At 60.6% G+C, this 16,346-nt stretch carries 15 protein-coding genes and 1 other RNA gene; 9 read left to right on the top strand and 7 right to left on the bottom strand.

Features of this window, described 5'->3' with window-relative positions; translation table 11 throughout:
- Positions 1–207: 207 nt before the first annotated feature.
- The 6 genes from ccoG (at position 208) to hemN (ending at position 7,245) form a co-directional block, all read left to right on the top strand.
- Entirely contained in the window at positions 208–1,623 is a 1,416-nt protein-coding gene (ccoG, locus tag H8B20_RS03820) for a cytochrome c oxidase accessory protein CcoG (protein WP_042558538.1), read from the top strand.
- 11 nt (positions 1,624–1,634) lie between these two features.
- Positions 1,635–2,174: a FixH family protein gene (locus H8B20_RS03815; protein WP_150596845.1), complete on the top strand. Its 540-nt coding sequence runs from the start codon at positions 1,635–1,637 to the stop codon at positions 2,172–2,174.
- Between the two features lie 129 nt (positions 2,175–2,303).
- Positions 2,304–4,754: a heavy metal translocating P-type ATPase gene (locus tag H8B20_RS03810; RefSeq protein WP_210622387.1), complete on the top strand. Its 2,451-nt coding sequence runs from the start codon at positions 2,304–2,306 to the stop codon at positions 4,752–4,754.
- Between the two features lie 22 nt (positions 4,755–4,776).
- Positions 4,777–4,989 (top strand): cbb3-type cytochrome oxidase assembly protein CcoS, encoded by a 213-nt coding sequence (gene ccoS, locus H8B20_RS03805; RefSeq protein ID WP_042558535.1) that lies wholly within the window; start codon positions 4,777–4,779, stop codon positions 4,987–4,989.
- A complete protein-coding gene (locus H8B20_RS03800) occupies positions 4,982–5,665 on the top strand; it encodes a sulfite exporter TauE/SafE family protein (protein ID WP_039770036.1) in 684 nt (227 codons plus the stop codon). The genes ccoS and H8B20_RS03800 overlap by 8 nt, the downstream gene beginning before the upstream one ends.
- 197 nt (positions 5,666–5,862) lie before the next feature.
- Complete coding sequence (gene hemN, locus H8B20_RS03795) at positions 5,863–7,245, top strand: oxygen-independent coproporphyrinogen III oxidase (RefSeq protein WP_210622386.1); 1,383 nt, start codon at positions 5,863–5,865, stop codon at positions 7,243–7,245.
- On the opposite strand, the gene H8B20_RS03790 is transcribed toward hemN, so the two are convergent.
- Positions 7,242–7,724 (bottom strand): hypothetical protein, encoded by a 483-nt coding sequence (locus tag H8B20_RS03790; RefSeq protein WP_042558532.1) that lies wholly within the window; start codon positions 7,722–7,724, stop codon positions 7,242–7,244. The genes hemN and H8B20_RS03790 overlap by 4 nt on opposite strands.
- A gap of 154 nt (positions 7,725–7,878) precedes the next feature.
- On the opposite strand from H8B20_RS03790, the gene fnr reads away from it, so the two are divergent.
- Positions 7,879–8,613, top strand: coding sequence for a fumarate/nitrate reduction transcriptional regulator Fnr (gene fnr / locus H8B20_RS03785; protein WP_042558531.1), 735 nt, complete (start codon positions 7,879–7,881; stop codon positions 8,611–8,613).
- A 78-nt stretch (positions 8,614–8,691) separates the two neighbouring features.
- Positions 8,692–9,240 (top strand): adenine phosphoribosyltransferase, encoded by a 549-nt coding sequence (locus H8B20_RS03780; RefSeq protein ID WP_028621413.1) that lies wholly within the window; start codon positions 8,692–8,694, stop codon positions 9,238–9,240.
- Between the two features lie 135 nt (positions 9,241–9,375).
- On the opposite strand, the gene H8B20_RS03775 is transcribed toward H8B20_RS03780, so the two are convergent.
- The 5 genes from H8B20_RS03775 to dnaX all read right to left on the bottom strand — a co-directional run bounded on the left by H8B20_RS03775 (position 9,376) and on the right by dnaX (position 15,156).
- Positions 9,376–10,524, bottom strand: coding sequence for an acyl-CoA dehydrogenase family protein (locus H8B20_RS03775; RefSeq protein ID WP_210622385.1), 1,149 nt, complete (start codon positions 10,522–10,524; stop codon positions 9,376–9,378).
- Positions 10,525–10,678: 154 nt separating this feature from the next.
- Positions 10,679–11,281: a recombination mediator RecR gene (gene recR / locus H8B20_RS03770; protein WP_042558529.1), complete on the bottom strand. Its 603-nt coding sequence runs from the start codon at positions 11,279–11,281 to the stop codon at positions 10,679–10,681.
- Between the two features lie 66 nt (positions 11,282–11,347).
- Positions 11,348–12,382, bottom strand: coding sequence for an NADP-dependent oxidoreductase (locus tag H8B20_RS03765; RefSeq protein ID WP_210622384.1), 1,035 nt, complete (start codon positions 12,380–12,382; stop codon positions 11,348–11,350).
- A gap of 291 nt (positions 12,383–12,673) precedes the next feature.
- Positions 12,674–13,012 carry a YbaB/EbfC family nucleoid-associated protein gene (locus H8B20_RS03760; RefSeq protein WP_042558527.1) on the bottom strand — a complete coding sequence of 113 codons (339 nt, stop codon included), beginning with the start codon at positions 13,010–13,012 and terminating at the stop codon, positions 12,674–12,676.
- Positions 13,013–13,080: 68 nt separating this feature from the next.
- Entirely contained in the window at positions 13,081–15,156 is a 2,076-nt protein-coding gene (gene dnaX / locus H8B20_RS03755) for a DNA polymerase III subunit gamma/tau (RefSeq protein WP_210622383.1), read from the bottom strand.
- A 145-nt stretch (positions 15,157–15,301) separates the two neighbouring features.
- Here dnaX and H8B20_RS03750 point away from each other — a divergent pair, with 145 nt between their 5' ends.
- The gene (locus H8B20_RS03750; RefSeq protein ID WP_210622382.1) at positions 15,302–16,051 is read left to right on the top strand and encodes a substrate-binding periplasmic protein; all 750 of its coding nucleotides are present in this window, start codon (positions 15,302–15,304) and stop codon (positions 16,049–16,051) included.
- Positions 16,052–16,206: 155 nt separating this feature from the next.
- On the opposite strand, the gene ffs is transcribed toward H8B20_RS03750, so the two are convergent.
- Positions 16,207–16,291: signal recognition particle sRNA small type (gene ffs / locus H8B20_RS03745), an RNA gene on the bottom strand.
- Between the last annotated feature and the right edge of the window lie 55 nt (positions 16,292–16,346).

The raw sequence follows: 16,346 nt of genomic DNA, 5'->3' as shown, positions 1-16,346 counted from the left end.
CGGCACGGAGGATTCGTCTATAGTCAATTGACCTGCATCATGCTTTGTTACATTCGCTACACCATTCAGGATTTTTCCCCAACGCGACCAAAGGTCGCACCCGTTCATCGGCGTTACAGGCGTATCATTGCGCCACTGCAACGCCCCTTCTGACCCCGGTTGGCACGTATCGACCGAGGCATTTTTCCACTGCCGTGGGATGCAATGATGAGTAACCAGATTCCGGTACACGACGTCACGCCACCGAGTAAAAACGCGAACAACAGCGTCGACCTTTACGCCTCTCGAGAAAAAATCTACACCCGTGCTTTCACCGGCCTGTTCCGCAATCTGCGGATGATGGGCGGTGCCGGCCTGTTCCTGCTGTATTTCGGGACGGTGTGGCTGAACTGGGGCGGCCATCAGGCCGTGTGGTGGAACCTGCCGGAACGCAAGTTCTTCATTTTCGGCGCGACCTTCTGGCCGCAGGATTTCATCCTGCTGTCGGGGATCCTGATCGTCGCCGCGTTCGGACTGTTTTTCATCACCGTTTATGCCGGGCGCATCTGGTGTGGCTACACCTGTCCGCAAAGTGTGTGGACGTGGATTTTCATGTGGTGCGAAAAAGTCACCGAAGGCGACCGCAACCAACGCATCAAGCTCGACAAAGCGCCGATGAGCGGCAACAAGTTCCTGCGCAAGCTCGCCAAACACACGCTGTGGTTGCTGATCGGCTTTGTCACCGGTATGACCTTTGTCGGCTACTTCTCGCCGATCCGCGAACTGGTGTTTGAGTTCTTCACAGGACAAGCCGATGGCTGGTCGTATTTCTGGGTCGGTTTCTTCACCCTTGCCACCTATGGCAACGCCGGTTGGCTGCGCGAGCAGGTGTGCATTTACATGTGCCCGTACGCACGCTTCCAGAGCGTGATGTTCGACAAAGACACGCTGATCGTTTCCTACGACCCGCGCCGTGGTGAAAGCCGTGGCCCGCGCAAGAAAGGCGTCGATTACAAGGCCATGGGCCTGGGCGATTGCATCGATTGCACTATGTGCGTCCAGGTCTGCCCGACCGGCATCGACATCCGTGACGGCCTGCAGATCGAGTGCATCGGCTGCGCCGCCTGCATCGACGCCTGTGACAGCATCATGGACAAGATGGATTACCCGCGCGGCCTGATCAGCTATACAACCGAACACAACCTGTCGGGCCAGAAAACCCATAAACTGCGGCCACGCCTGATCGGCTATGCCGTGGTGTTGCTGGCAATGATCAGCCTGTTGGCTGCCGCGTTTTTCATGCGCTCGCTGGTCGGTTTCGACGTCAGCAAGGACCGCGTGCTGTACCGCGAAAACGCCGAAGGCCGGATCGAAAACGTCTACAGCCTGAAGATCATGAACAAGGATCAGCGCGACCACACCTATCTGCTGCAAGCCAGTGGTCTGCCGGACCTGCGCCTGCAAGGCAAGCGCGAGATCAAGGTCGCCGCCGGGGATATTTTTACCATGCCGGTCGAACTGTCCAGCGCGCCGGAACAACTGCCGTCGAGCACCAACGAGGTGAAATTCATCCTCAAGGATGCCGATGACGACAGCGTCCACGTTGAAGCCAAGAGCCGATTCATCGGCCCACAAATTCGTTGAGAGAACTGAACATGCCCGCAGCAAACGCCGCAAGCCCTTGGTACAAACACCTCTGGCCATGGATCATCATCGCGATACTGGCCTGTTCGGTGACGCTGACCCTGTCCATGGTGACCATCGCGGTGAACAATCCGGACAATCTGGTCAACGACAACTATTACGAGGCTGGCAAAGGCATCAACCGTTCGCTGGATCGCGAGTTGCTGGCGCAAACCCTGAAGATGCGCGCGGCGGTGTTTCTGGATGACGTAACCGGCGAAGTCGACCTGCGTTTGAGCGGCGACAGCCAACCGAAAACCCTCGAGCTGAATCTGATCTCGCCGACTCAGCCGGAGAAGGATCGCAAGATCGTCCTGACCCGCAGCGAAACTGAATCGGGGCGCTACATCGGCCAGTTGAACGATAAAGTCGAAGGTCGCCGCTTTGTGGAGTTGCTGGGCACGCAGGACGAGCACATCTGGCGGATGTTCGAAGAAGAACTGGTCAGCCATGACAAGGATCTGCTGCTGGGTGATGAACCGCTGCAAGGCGCGGAAGACCTGAAAAAGTAAACCGCTCCCTGTAGGAGCTGCCGCAGGCTGCGATCTTTTGACCTTGCTTTAAAAACAAAATCAAAAAATCGCAGCCTGCGGCAGCTCCTACAGAGGCGGTATTGATTCAGCAGTATTAGTGAATATCCGATGACCTCCCCACTCCCCTGCTACCACTGCGCCCTGCCCGTCCCGTCCGGCAGCCGCTTTACCGCCGTCGTACTCGGGGAGCCGCGCGAATTCTGCTGCCCTGGCTGTCAGGCTGTGGCTGAAGCCATCGTGGCCGGCGGGCTCGAAAGCTACTATCAGCATCGCAGCGAAGCCTCGGCCAACCCCGAGGCGCTGCCGGTGCAACTGGTCGACGAACTGGCGTTGTACGACCGTGCCGACGTGCAAAAACCTTTCGTCCGCCACGAAGGCAATCTGGCCGAAACCACTCTGTTGATGGAAGGCATCAGTTGCGCCGCCTGTGGCTGGCTGATCGAGAAACACCTGCGCACGCTGCCCGCCGTGGCAGAGGCGCGATTGAATCTGTCGAACCATCGCCTGCACGTGAGCTGGGCCGATGGGCAATTGCCGCTCAGCCAGATCCTCGCCGAACTGCGCCACATCGGTTACGCCGCGCACCCGTATCAGGCTGACCGCGCCAGCGAGCAACTGGCCAGCGAAAACCGTCTGGCCCTGCGCCAACTCGGCGTCGCCGGATTGCTGTGGTTCCAGGCGATGATGGCGACCATGGCCACCTGGCCGGAATTCAACATCGACCTCAGCCCCGAACTGCACACCATCCTGCGCTGGGTCGCGCTGTTCCTGACCACGCCGATCGTGTTCTACAGTTGCGCACCGTTTTTCAAGGGCGCCATGCGCGATTTACGCACGCGGCATCTGACCATGGATGTCTCGGTTTCACTGGCGATCGGTAGCGCCTATATCGCCGGAATCTGGACCTCGATCACCGGCGTCGGCGAGTTGTATTTCGATGCGGTCGGCATGTTCGCGCTGTTCCTGCTCGCTGGACGTTATCTGGAACGTCGCGCCCGGGAGCGCACTGCGGCTGCCACCGCACAGCTTGTCAATCTGCTGCCAGCCTCGTGCCTGCGTCTCGATGAGACCGGCCAGAGCGAGCGCATCCTCCTCAGCGAGTTGCGGCTGGGCGAACGAATTCTGGTGCAACCCGGGTCGATCCTGCCGGCGGACGGCAAGATTCTCGACGGCCAGTCGAGCATCGACGAATCACTGTTGACGGGCGAGTACCTGCCGCAACCGCGGGCAGCGGGTGATGCGGTCACTGCCGGAACGCTGAATGTCGAAGGCGCGTTGACCGTGCAGGTACTGGCCCTGGGGCAAGACACCCGGCTGTCAGCCATCGTTCGTTTGCTGGATCGCGCTCAGGCCGAAAAACCGCGACTGGCGGAAATCGCCGACCGCGCCGCGCAATGGTTTTTGCTGTTGTCACTGATCGCTGCGGCCGCCATCGGCCTGTTGTGGTGGGAGCTGGATTCGTCGCGGGCGTTCTGGATCGTCCTCGCCATGCTGGTCGCCACCTGCCCCTGCGCGCTGTCACTGGCGACACCCACTGCACTCACCGCTGCCACCGGCACCCTGCACAAACTCGGCCTGCTGCTGACCCGCGGCCATGTGCTGGAGGGTTTGAATCAGATCGACACGGTGATCTTCGACAAGACTGGCACGCTCACCGAAGGTCGCCTGGTGCTGCGCTCGATTCGTCCTCTGGGCGCACTGGACAGTGACCAATGCCTGAGCCTCGCCGCCGCGCTGGAAAACCGTTCGGAACACCCGATTGCCCGCGCGTTTGGCCGGGCACCGTTGGCCGCTGAAGACGTCCACAGCACGCCGGGGCTTGGCCTCGAAGGCATTGTCGGCGAGCAACGTTTGCGCATCGGCCAGGCTGATTTTGTCTGCGCCCTCAGTGCCGCCGCAGTCCCGGCGATGCCGTATGAGCCAGGCCAATGGCTGCTGCTCGGTGATGGCTCGGGGCCGCTGGCGTGGTTCGTGCTCGACGATCGCCTGCGCGACGATGCGCCCGCCCTGCTCGCCGCGTGCAAGGCGCGTGGCTGGCGCACCTTACTGCTGTCCGGCGACAGTTCGCCGATGGTCGCCAGTGTCGCCGCCGAATTGGGCATTGATGAGGCCCATGGTGGCTTGCGTCCGGATGACAAGCTGCAAGTGTTGCAACAACTGCACAAGGAAGGTCGCAAAGTGCTGATGCTCGGCGACGGCGTCAACGATGTGCCGGTGCTGGCTGCCGCCGACATCAGCGTGGCCATGGGATCGGCCACCGATCTGGCCAAGACCAGCGCCGATGCGGTGCTGCTGTCCAATCGCCTCGATGCGTTGGTGCAAGCGTTCACGCTGGCGCGGCGCACCCGTCGGGTAATCATCGAGAACCTGCTGTGGGCCGCACTGTACAATGGCCTCATGCTGCCGTTCGCCGCCCTCGGCTGGATCACCCCGGTGTGGGCCGCGGTCGGCATGTCGATCAGTTCGTTGACCGTGGTGCTCAACGCCCTGCGCCTGACTCGCCTGCCGAGTTCGCCGCAAGCCTGCGCCCGATCAGAAACCCGTCCGCTGCCGGCCTGAGCCGCGCGGGCATGGAGTACAGATGCCAGCTCTCTACGTGATGATCCCGGCCGCCCTGCTGATCGTGGCCATCGCCGTGTACATCTTCTTCTGGGCGGTGGACAGCGGCCAGTACGACGACCTCGACGGTCCGGCCCACAGTATCCTGTTCGATGATCAGGATCCGAACCACACCGCTGCGGTGGATGAAGCCCGCGCGCAGAAACCGGACGACAAGGCCCCTCCTCATGCTTGAACTGGCACCACTGCTGGTGTCGGCGCTGATCCTCGGGTTGCTCGGTGGCGGCCATTGCCTGGGGATGTGCGGCGGCTTGATGGGCGCGCTGACCCTGGCGATCCCCAAGGAACAACGCAGTCGACGCTTTCGCTTGCTGCTGGCGTATAACCTGGGGCGCATCCTCAGCTATGCCACGGCCGGATTGCTGATCGGCCTCGCCGGGTGGGCGGTGGCCAACAGCCCGGCCGCGTTGTTCATGCGCGTACTGGCCGGGTTGCTGCTGATTGCCATGGGCCTGTACCTGGCAGGCTGGTGGAGCGGGCTGACCCGTATCGAAAGCCTCGGTCGCGGTTTGTGGCGCTACATTCAGCCCGTGGCCAATCGTTTACTGCCCGTGTCGAGCTTGCCCCGTGCTTTGCTGCTTGGCGCACTATGGGGCTGGTTGCCGTGCGGACTGGTTTACAGCACGTTGCTGTGGTCAGCGAGCCAGGGCAATGCGCTGGACAGTGCGTTGCTGATGCTCGCCTTCGGGCTCGGCACATGGCCGGTGCTGCTGGCCACCGGCCTCGCCGCCGAACGGGTGACGGCGCTGTTGCGCAAGCGCAGCGTGCGAATGGCCGGCGGTTTGCTGGTGATTCTGTTCGGGATCTGGACATTGCCCGGCCCGCATCAGCACTGGTTGATGGGCCATTAAACGGCGGCGCGGCCTTCGCGAGCAGGCCCGCGCCCGCACGGTTCCTGTGCAAACCACACACCTCCTGTGGGAGCGGGCCTGCTCGCCAAGAATCCCTCAATGCTTATACAAATGCACCCCGTTGATGCAAATCAAGACGCCCCGCCGCGCCCGCCCCTAGACTCGCCACACTGCCAGCCTATCCGGGGAATGCCCGCATGCTCGACGCCATTCGTTGGGACACCGATTTGATCCGCCGCTACGATCTGGCGGGGCCGCGTTACACCTCATATCCGACGGCCGTGCAATTCAACAGTCAGGTCGGAACGTTCGATCTGTTCCATGCCCTGCGCGACAGCCGTAAAGCCCAGCGCCCGCTATCGCTGTACGTTCATGTGCCGTTCTGCGCGAACATTTGCTACTACTGCGCCTGCAACAAGGTCATCACCAAGGATCGCGGCCGCGCCCTGCCGTATCTGCAACGGCTCGAGCAGGAGATCCAGCTGATCGCCTGCCACCTGGACCCGGCGCAAAAGGTCGAGCAACTGCACTTTGGCGGCGGTACGCCGACCTTTCTCAGCCACGACGAACTGCGCCAATTGATGGCGCATCTGCGCAAGCACTTTAATCTTCTGGACGATGACTCCGGCGATTACGGCATCGAAATCGACCCGCGAGAAGCCGACTGGTCGACCATGGGCCTGCTCCGTGAACTGGGCTTCAACCGCGTCAGCATTGGTCTGCAAGACCTTGACCCGGCGGTGCAGCGCGCGGTCAATCGCCTGCAAAGCCTGGAAGAAACCCGCGCGGTGATCGACGCCGCACGCACGCTGCAATTTCGCTCGATCAACATCGATCTGATTTACGGCCTGCCCAAACAGACCCCGGAGAACTTCGCCCGCACGGTGGAAGAAGTCATCAGCCTGCAACCGGATCGGCTCTCGGTGTTTAACTACGCGCACTTGCCGGAACGCTTCATGCCACAGCGGCGGATCAACAGTCAGGAACTGCCGAGCCCCGCGCAAAAACTGGAAATGCTCCAGCGCACCATCGAACAACTGACCGCCGCCGGTTACCGCTACATCGGCATGGACCACTTCGCCCTGCCCGACGACGAACTGGCGATCGCTCAGGAAGAACAAACCTTGCAGCGCAACTTCCAGGGCTACACCACCCACGGTCATTGCGATCTGGTGGGGCTGGGCGTGTCGGCGATCAGCCAGATTGGCGACCTCTACTGCCAAAACAGCAGCGACCTCAACGAATACCAGAACACCCTCGCCTCAGCGCAATTGGCGACCAGCCGCGGCTTGGTGTGTAACGCCGACGACCGACTGCGGCGGGAAGTGATTCAACAGTTGATCTGCAATTTCAGCCTGGACTTCGCCGAGATCGAGCAACAGTTCAACATCGATTTTCAAGGTTACTTCGGCGCTTTGTGGCCTCAACTGCAAGAGATGGCCAAGGATGGCTTGATTACCCTTGATCGCGAGCGAATCGAAGTATCGCCGGCCGGACGACTGTTGGTGCGCTCGGTGTGCATGGTGTTCGACGCTTACCTCGAACAGCAGAATCGCCAGCGCTTCTCGCGGGTAATCTAGTTTTTCATCAACAGCGAACCCACTTTCATGTTCTGATCAGAGGTCAGACCCGACTGCCCCACCACTTTGGACAAAGCCAGATTGGCGGTAATGAGACCAGTGTTCAACGCGGCGATGGCGCCACGCAGAGCGGCAACCTTGATGATCTTTTCTTCGTTGGAAAGGCGCTTGTCGGCCATGATCTTTTCGATGAGCGCCTTTTTCTCGGCGATCTCTTTTTGCAATTTACGGATCATCTTCAGCAGTTGCTGGATATTCTCGGGCAAGCCGCTCTCTTCGATGTCGCGATTATCGCCACCGGAACCTGCCGATCTCTCGATTGAAGCACCGGACAGCGACACTTTGACGCCCTCGACCAAGGTCGGGGTTGCCTGTGTAGTCGATTCGGCGTCGCGGCCTTTGTCGTCGGCATTTTTAAACGGGTCCGACAGTGCCTCAACACCGCTGCTTGCGTGGCCCAGCGTACCAATGGCAGCCATTGAATTGGTTCCTTCCAAAGCTCTGATAACAGTTTATCGGCCAGTGGCCCTGCGGCTTTACGCCCGCGGGACAAACTCGCCATTGACTGGCCTGAATGTCCTCCCGTGAGTTACCCTTACGGCTTATGTGTGTTTTCCCACAAGGATTGAAGAAATGTCCGAGCCAGTCAAACTGCGCGCTCACAACCAGGCCCATTGCAAGGATTGCAGCCTGGCACCTCTCTGCCTGCCACTTTCTCTGAATCTGGAAGACATGGATGCGCTGGACGAAATCGTGAAACGCGGCCGCCCGTTGAAAAAGGGTGAGTTCCTGTTCCGCCAGGGCGACACGTTTGATTCCGTTTATGCAGTACGCTCCGGCGCCCTGAAAACCTTCAGTCTGAGCGATTCCGGCGAAGAACAACTCACCGGCTTCCACCTGCCGAGCGAACTGGTCGGCCTGTCCGGCATGGACACCGAGAAACACCCGGTCTCGGCCCAGGCACTGGAAACCACTTCGGTTTGCGAAATCCCTTTCGAACGCCTCGACGAACTGGCCCTGCAACTGCCGCAGCTGCGCCGTCAGTTGATGCGCGTGATGAGCCGCGAGATCCGCGACGACCAGCAAATGATGCTGCTCCTGTCGAAGAAAACCGCCGACGAGCGTATCGCAACCTTCCTGGTCAACCTGTCGGCACGCTTCCGCGCTCGCGGGTTCTCGGCCAACCAGTTCCGCCTGAGCATGTCGCGCAATGAAATCGGCAATTACCTGGGCCTGGCGGTGGAAACCGTGTCCCGCGTATTCACCCGCTTCCAGCAAAACCAACTGATTGCTGCCGAAGGCAAAGAGATCCACATTCTCGATCCGATCCAGCTCTGCGCCCTTGCTGGCGGTTCGCTGGAAGGCTGATCTCGACCCGCGGCCGAGCGAACCGATTCAGCCGCGGGTATACTGCGCCGTTTGCAGCCCTGCCAGGACACCTCGACGATGGTCTTCGACTCCTTCGACATCAAATCCCTGATCCGCCCCGTGATCGACTTCCCGAAACCGGGCGTGATCTTTCGCGACATCACCCCGCTGTTCCAGTCGCCAACGGCACTGCGCCTGGTGATGGACAGCTTCGCTCACCGCTACGTCGAAGCCGACTTCACGCACATCGGCGCGATGGATGCTCGCGGTTTTCTGATCGGTTCGGTACTGGCCTATCAGTTGAACAAGCCGCTGGTGCTGTTCCGCAAGCAGGGCAAACTGCCGGCCGACGTATTGGCTGAAGGTTACGCGACCGAGTACGGCGAAGCCTTCCTGGAAGTGCACGCCGACAGCCTGTGCGAAGGCGACTCGGTGGTGATGTTTGATGATTTGATCGCGACCGGCGGCACGCTGATTGCGGCAGCCAACCTGATTCGGCGCATGGGCGCACGGGTACATGAGGCGGCGGCGATTATTGATCTGCCGGAGTTGAACGGTTCGCAGCGTCTACAGGATATGGGGATTCCGACGTTCTGCCTGACGCAGTTTGCCTTGACCGATAAGTAAGCGGCGCCTGTACTGACGCTATCGCAGGCAAGCCAGCTCCCACAGTGATTTCGGTCGTTCACAAATATTGTGTATGCCCCAAAAACCTCTGGGAGCTGGCTTGCCAGCGATGAGGCCAGCAGCCTCGCCCAGGATTCAAAGCCCCATTTGCTTGGCGATGATCTCGTTCATCACCTCCCGCGTCCCGCCGCCAATCGACAAGATGCGGTTATCCCGATACAGCCGCTCCACCAGACTTTCACGCATGTAACCCAACCCGCCGAGTATCTGCACTGCCTCCGTGGTGATGCGGTCCGAGGTGTCCGTAGCAAAGTTCTTGGCCATGGAAATCTCCTTGATCACACTCTGCCCCGCTGCCATTTTCGCCGCTTGCCGGTAAGTGAACTCACGCGACACCTCCAGCGCCGTGGCCATTTCGGCGAGGCGATGCTTGATCACTTGAAACTTGCCGATCGGCTTGCCAAACGCTTCACGCTCGCGTGCCCACTTCAGGCTCTCCTCAAGCGCAAGCTGCGCGGTCATGTTGGCCATCAGTGCCAACGCCAGCCGTTCGCTCTGGAAGTTGCCCATGATGCAGGCGAAGCCCATGTTCTCAGCGCCGATCAGGTTTCCTACAGGCACCCGGCAATCGTCGAAGAACAATTCAGCCGTGTCCGACGCCCACCAGCCCATTTTCTTCAACTGTCGGCCAACGGTGAAACCCGGCGTGCCCTTCTCGATCAGCAGCAGGCTGATGCCGCCAAAACCCGGCGCACCAGTGCGCACCGCGACAGTGTAGAAGTCGGCGCGAACGCCACTGGTGATAAAGGTCTTGCTGCCGCTGACGCGGTAGAAGTCGCCGTCGCGCAAGGCGCGGGTTTGCAGGTTGGCGACATCGGAGCCGCCGCCGGGCTCGGTGACGGCCAGCGCGCTGATCTTGTGGCCGCTGAGCACTTGCGGCACAACGCGATCGCGCACTTCAGGTCGCGCCCATTTGACGATGGGTGGCAGGCCGATATCCAGCGAACCCAGCCCGGCCACCAGGCCGCCAGAGCCGCAGCGCATCAGCTCTTCACTGGCGGCAACCTTGGCGAACAGATCGCCTTCATGGCTGCCGCCCAGTGCTTCGGGGTAGCCAATGCCGAGGATGCCGGCGGCACCCGCTTTCAGGTACAGCTCACGGGGGAAGCTTTCGGCTTCTTCCCACGCATCAATATCCGGCAGCACCTCGCGCTCGACGAAACGTCTGACGCTGTCGCGGACCATTTGGTGGCTGGGGTCGAAGTATTCCTGAAAGGCAGGCATGGGCGAACTCCATCGAAGAGTTCGCCGACGTTAACCGAGCGCTTGCTTGGTTTTCAAGATGCAGAAGATCAAAAGATCGCAGCCTCCGGCAGCTCCTACAGGGGAATCCATTTCAACTGTAGGAGCTGCCGAAGGCTGCGATCTTTTGCTTTTTTCAGAGAGCGATCGGTTTACGCCCGGCAAACGAATGCGCCAGCGTCCCGCCGTCCACCAGTTCCAGCTCGCCACCCAGCGGTACCCCGTGGGCAATCCGCGAAGCGATCAGGCCTTTATTGTTGAGCAACTGAGCGATGTAATGCGCCGTCGCCTCTCCTTCCACCGTCGGGTTGGTGGCAAGGATGACTTCGGTAAACGTGCCCGCTTCTTCAATCCGCGCGATCAATTGCGGAATGCCGATGGCCTCAGGCCCGAGGCCGTCCAGCGGCGACAAATGCCCCTTGAGCACGAAGTAACGCCCACGGAATCCGGTTTGCTCGACCGCGTAAACATCCATCGGCCCTTCCACCACGCACAGCAACGTGTCGTCGCGGCGGGTATCGGCGCACTGCGGGCACAGATCGTCTTCGGTCAGCGTGCGGCACTGGCGACAATGCCCCACCCCTTCCATGGCCTGGCTCAGCGCCTGGGCCAGGCGCGCACCGCCGCTGCGGTCACGTTCGAGCAACTGCAGCGCCATGCGCTGGGCAGTTTTCTGACCCACACCCGGCAGAATTCGCAGGGAGTCGATCAGTTGGCGAATCAAAGGGCTGAAGCTCATGGGTAAAAAGTCCGACAAAACAACGAGACGCGGTTTATACCCGCGCCTCTGGCCAGCGTCAAATACTCAGTCCTGGGCAACCCGCACGACCAGTTTGCCGAAGTTGCGTCCTTCCAGCAGACCGATAAACGCCTCGGGCGCCTGCTCCAGGCCTTCCACCACGTCTTCACGGAATTTGACCTTGCCGTCGCGCACCCACGGCACCATGTGGCTGATGAACTCCGGCTGACGATCACCGTAGTCATCGAACACGATGAAGCCTTGAATCCGCACACGCTTGGTCAGCAACGTACGTTGCAGCATCGGCAAACGATCCGGGCCTTGCGGTGCTTCGTGGGCGTTGTACCCGGCAATCAGGCCGCACAGCGGAATGCGCGCCTTGGGATTGAGCAGCGGGACGACGGCGTCAAAGACATGCCCGCCAACGTTTTCGTAATAGATGTCGATGCCATCGGGACAGGCCTTGGCCAGTTGCTCGGCGAAATCGGCAGCCTTGTGATCGATGCAAGCGTCGAAGCCCAATTCTTCGACCACGTATTTGCACTTCTCGGCGCCACCCGCCACGCCGACCGTGCGCAGGCCTTTGATCTTCGCCACCTGCCCGACCACCGAGCCTACAGCGCCGGATGCGGCAGCCACCACCAGGGTTTCGCCTTCTTTCGGCTGCCCGATGTCCATCAGGCCCATGTACGCCGTCATACCGGGCATGCCCAGCACACCAAGAGCCATCGACGGGCTCGGCAGACCGGAAGGGATCGGCATGATGTCGCGCCCGTCGCTGAGGCTGTGGCTTTGCCACCCGGTGGCACCGACGACCAGATCACCTTCATGGAATTTCGGATGACGCGAACGCTCCACTCGGCTGACAGCCCCACCGGTCATCACCTCGCCGATTTGTACCGGGGCGGCGTAGGACGGTGCGTCACTCATGCGACCGCGCATGTAGGGATCGAGCGACAGGTACAGGGTCTTCAGCAGCACCTGGCCGTCTTCGAGATCCGGCAGGGCTTCGCGCTCCAGGCGAAAGTTCTCGGGGGTCGGCGCGCCAACCGGGCGCGAGGCCAGCACAAAGCGCTGGTTGAGGGTCAGAGGGTCGGACATGTCAGCGTCTCCTGTGAATGATGAATTCGGCGGTATAGGGAGCAGACCATTATGGCCGTGACGGGTTCGATGTTTCGTCGATGCACACTATCCCTGTAGGAGCTGCGGCACGCTGCGATCTTTTGATTTTATAAGTCCGAATCAAAAGATCGCAGCCTCGTTTCACTCGACAGCTCCTACAGGAGCCTGGCCTGGCAAAGATTTGTGACAGACGCTGAAATCAGCCAGAGACAAAAATGCCAGGCGCAATGCCTGGCATTTTGTGTAGCTCATCTGCCGCCGGATGGCGAATCAGAATGGCAGTTTCATACCCGCTGGCAGGTTCATGCCGGCAGTCATGCCGCCCATTTTTTCCTGGCTGTTGGCTTCGATCTTGCGCACGGCGTCGTTGACGGCGGCGGCAACAACGGCCTCGAGCATTTCCTTGTCGTCTTCGCTCAGGCCTTCAACCAGACTTGGGTCGATGCTCACGCTTTTCACGTCGTGACGACCGGTCATCACCACGGTGACCATATCGCCACCGGCCTTACCGGTGACTTCGGCGTTGGCCAGTTCTTCCTGCATCTTGGCCATTTTTTCCTGCATCTGCTGCGCCTGCTTCATCAGGCCGGCCATGCCACCTTTCATCATGGGAATCACCTCAAAAGTACTTGGATCAAAAACAGCGCCCGGCGATTAACACCGAACGCCTTCAGTTATTAGCCCTGAGTGACCAGAGCGTCGACAGGTTCAATAGTATCGCCTCGCACGACCGCGCCGAACTGCTGAACCATCTGCTGGATGAACGGATCACCGTGGATCGATTCTTCCGCTTCGCGCTGACGGTTGATGCGCCGACGCGAGGCAGCCTGTGCCGGGGTTTCCTGCTCAGGCTTGATCAGTTCGATGGTCAGGCCCAGCGTGCGGCCATGGTACTGGTTCAACGCATCGTTGAGACGACGCTGTTGAGTGGCGTTGAACAAGGCGCTGTGCGCCGGGTCCAGGTGCAGCAACCAATGGTCGCCATCGACCGCGATCAATGTGCAGTTGGCGGCGATGCTGCCGGTCATGCCGGAAATCGGCAATTTAGGGAACAACTCCAGCCACTGCAACGCCAAACCTGTGGCCGGCATCGCGGCGGGCTCAGGCTCGGGTTCAGGGGACGGCTCTGCGGCGTGTTCGCTGGCCAGTTCGTCGAGGTAACTGTAGGCCGAATCGATGTCCGGCTCGATGTAATCCTCGTCCAGCGGCGGCTCATCGTCCGCGTCCATGCCCGGTGTGGCGGCATCGACTTCGGCAACACTCGGCTCAGGGATCGGCGCCGCGGCCCACTCTGGCGCATCCGGAACAACGCTGTCCGGGGTCGGTAGCGGCATCGGCGGCAGGTCAGGCTGCTCGGCGGCGGTTTCCAGCATGGGCTCGACGGCAGGTTGCTGCACCGACTCGGGCTCAGGTTCTACCGGATCGTTCCAGGGCAGGTCGACGAAGGCTTCGACGGCGACCGGCTCGGGCTCGGGTTCCGGCGCAGGTTCCGGCTCAGCTGCAACCACAGGCTCGGGAGCCGGTGCAGCCACTGGCGTTGGCGTTGGCGCAACAGCCGCAGCGACCACCGGCGCAGGTTTAGGCGCGGCAGCCACGGAGTTTGCGGAATCAACTGTGGCCTGGCTGATCCCCACTGGCTTTAGCGGTTGCCTCGGGGCGTCCGCGGTGTCTGCGGGCCTGAAGGCCAGCATTCGCAGCAAGACCATTTCGAAGCCGCCACGCGGGTCGGGTGCCAGCGGCAAATCGCGGCGCCCGATCAGGCCCATCTGGTAATAAAACTGCACGTCTTCGGCCGGCAACGCCTGCGCCAATGCCAACACCCGATCACGGTCGCCATGACCATTGTCGACACCGTCCGGCAACGCCTGAGCGATGGCCACACGGTGCAGCACATTGAGAATTTCCGAGAGCACGCCGTTCCAGTCCGGGCCCTGCTCGGCCAGGTGATGAACAGCTTCGAGCAACGCCTTGGCATCGCCTTCGATCAACGAGTGCAGCACGTCGTAGACCTGGCCGTGATCCAGCGTGCCGAGCATCGCCCGCACGTCGGTGGCCATGACCTTGCCTTCGCCGAACGCGATGGCCTGGTCGGTCAGGCTCATGGCGTCACGCATCGAGCCATCAGCGGCACGACCCAGCAACCACAGCGCGTCGTCTTCGAACGGCACGTTTTCGGCGCTGAGCACGTGGGTCAAATGTTCGACTACGCGCTCAGGCGTCATGTTCTTCAGCGAGAACTGCAGGCAGCGCGAAAGAATCGTTGCCGGAAGTTTCTGCGGGTCGGTGGTCGCCAGGATGAACTTGACGTAAGGCGGCGGTTCTTCGAGGGTTTTGAGCAGCGCATTAAAGGAATGGCTGGAGAGCATGTGCACTTCGTCGATCAGGTAGACCTTGAAGCGCCCACGGCTCGGCGCGTACTGCACGTTGTCGAGCAGCTCGCGGGTGTCTTCGACCTTGGTGCGGCTGGCGGCGTCGATCTCGATCAGGTCGACAAAACGGCCCTCATCGATTTCGCGGCACACCGAACATTCGCCACACGGGCTGGAAGTGATACCTGTCTCACAGTTCAGGCATTTGGCAATGATCCGCGCAATCGTGGTTTTACCCACCCCGCGCGTACCGGTAAACAGGTACGCGTGGTGCAGCCGCTGGCTGTCCAAGGCATTGATCAGAGCCTTGAGCACATGGGTCTGGCCGACCATTTCGCGGAACGAGCGCGGACGCCATTTACGTGCAAGAACCTGATAACTCATCGAAAACCGTCGCAACGAAGGAAGCTGAAGCGGCTAATGCTAGCGGAGCAAGGGCAAAATTGCATCCGGTGTCCTTCTCTAATGTGGCTAAGCTGCATGAGCAGAGGCTTTTATAGGCTCGGGATCGGGAATTACCGGAGCGTTTATGCGTTGGGCCGTGGGGGCAATGCTAGGGGTGAGCCTGAGCGTCACGGCAGCGGAAACACCGCTGCGTTTCGTCGTGCCCGACAGCTGGGCGATGCCCATTGTGCAACTGGAACGCGGCCGCCCGACTCAGGGCATCCTTTACGACATCATGCTCAGCCTGGCCACCCAGGTCGGCGTGCCAGCGCAGTTTGTCGTCCTGCCGCGCACGCGGGTGCAGAGCTCGATGGAACACGGCGAGATTGATGTGCGTTGCTACGCCGCACAGTCGTGGCTGCCGAATCAGTCCGGCGATTACATCTGGAGCCTGCCGCTGCTGTTTCAGCGTGATTTGCTGATCAGCCGCCAGGGTTTGCCGAACAAACTCGACCCGGCTGACCTGCCCCGCCAATCGATCGGCACCGTACTCGGTTACACCTACCCCACCCTGCAACCGCTGTTCGATGCCGATCAACTGCAACGCGAAGATGCGCGCAATCAGGAACAGGTGCTGGAAAAACTGCTGGCCGGGCGTTATCGCTACGCCGTGAGCAATCAGTGGACGCTGGACTGGTTCAATCAGCGCCTGACGCCTGAACAGCAACTGCACGGCGTGGCGGTGCTGCAGGAGCAGCATGTCGGCTGCTATGTGAGGAATGATCCGAACGTGCCAGTGCAGAGGATATTGCGCACGTTGCTGCGGATGAAAATGTCGGGGGAGATTGATGAGATTATCCGGTTGTATACCGGAAAACCCGAAAACACCCACTAACCCTGTGGGAGCTGGCAAGCCGGCTCCCACAGGGCCATCTTCTACATCGAAAATCTTGTCGCTCGCTAAATCCGAGGCACAAAAAAACCGCAGTGGGCGAAACCCATGCAGTTCGGTTGAAGCGTTCTATTGTTCGTTAAGGTGGTAACCCCACCAGCCACACCCCGGCACACAATGTTCCCGCTGTGGCTGCTGCCTTCCGGCTCTGACCAGGTTCACGGGTAATCGTTGCGGGCCTTATGGGGTAAGGGTTTCAGACTTCTGGGGTTGTAAGATATCTACCGTGCGAACTCCC

The organism is Pseudomonas sp. P42 (assembly GCF_017973755.1).
Classification (GTDB): domain Bacteria; phylum Pseudomonadota; class Gammaproteobacteria; order Pseudomonadales; family Pseudomonadaceae; genus Aquipseudomonas; species Aquipseudomonas iridis.
Note: the sequence above shows the minus strand (reverse complement) of the source record. Positions and strands in the feature narration are given on the sequence as shown.

Coding starts and splice junctions, on each gene's coding strand:
- ccoG (WP_042558538.1), top strand. CDS start 208: ATGAGTAACCAGATTCCGGTACACGACGTCACGCCACCGAGTAAAAAC.
- H8B20_RS03815 (WP_150596845.1), top strand. CDS start 1,635: ATGCCCGCAGCAAACGCCGCAAGCCCTTGGTACAAACACCTCTGGCCA.
- H8B20_RS03810 (WP_210622387.1), top strand. CDS start 2,304: ATGACCTCCCCACTCCCCTGCTACCACTGCGCCCTGCCCGTCCCGTCC.
- ccoS (WP_042558535.1), top strand. CDS start 4,777: ATGCCAGCTCTCTACGTGATGATCCCGGCCGCCCTGCTGATCGTGGCC.
- H8B20_RS03800 (WP_039770036.1), top strand. CDS start 4,982: ATGCTTGAACTGGCACCACTGCTGGTGTCGGCGCTGATCCTCGGGTTG.
- hemN (WP_210622386.1), top strand. CDS start 5,863: ATGCTCGACGCCATTCGTTGGGACACCGATTTGATCCGCCGCTACGAT.
- H8B20_RS03790 (WP_042558532.1), bottom strand. CDS start 7,724: ATGGCTGCCATTGGTACGCTGGGCCACGCAAGCAGCGGTGTTGAGGCA.
- fnr (WP_042558531.1), top strand. CDS start 7,879: ATGTCCGAGCCAGTCAAACTGCGCGCTCACAACCAGGCCCATTGCAAG.
- H8B20_RS03780 (WP_028621413.1), top strand. CDS start 8,692: ATGGTCTTCGACTCCTTCGACATCAAATCCCTGATCCGCCCCGTGATC.
- H8B20_RS03775 (WP_210622385.1), bottom strand. CDS start 10,524: ATGCCTGCCTTTCAGGAATACTTCGACCCCAGCCACCAAATGGTCCGC.
- recR (WP_042558529.1), bottom strand. CDS start 11,281: ATGAGCTTCAGCCCTTTGATTCGCCAACTGATCGACTCCCTGCGAATT.
- H8B20_RS03765 (WP_210622384.1), bottom strand. CDS start 12,382: ATGTCCGACCCTCTGACCCTCAACCAGCGCTTTGTGCTGGCCTCGCGC.
- H8B20_RS03760 (WP_042558527.1), bottom strand. CDS start 13,012: ATGATGAAAGGTGGCATGGCCGGCCTGATGAAGCAGGCGCAGCAGATG.
- dnaX (WP_210622383.1), bottom strand. CDS start 15,156: ATGAGTTATCAGGTTCTTGCACGTAAATGGCGTCCGCGCTCGTTCCGC.
- H8B20_RS03750 (WP_210622382.1), top strand. CDS start 15,302: ATGCGTTGGGCCGTGGGGGCAATGCTAGGGGTGAGCCTGAGCGTCACG.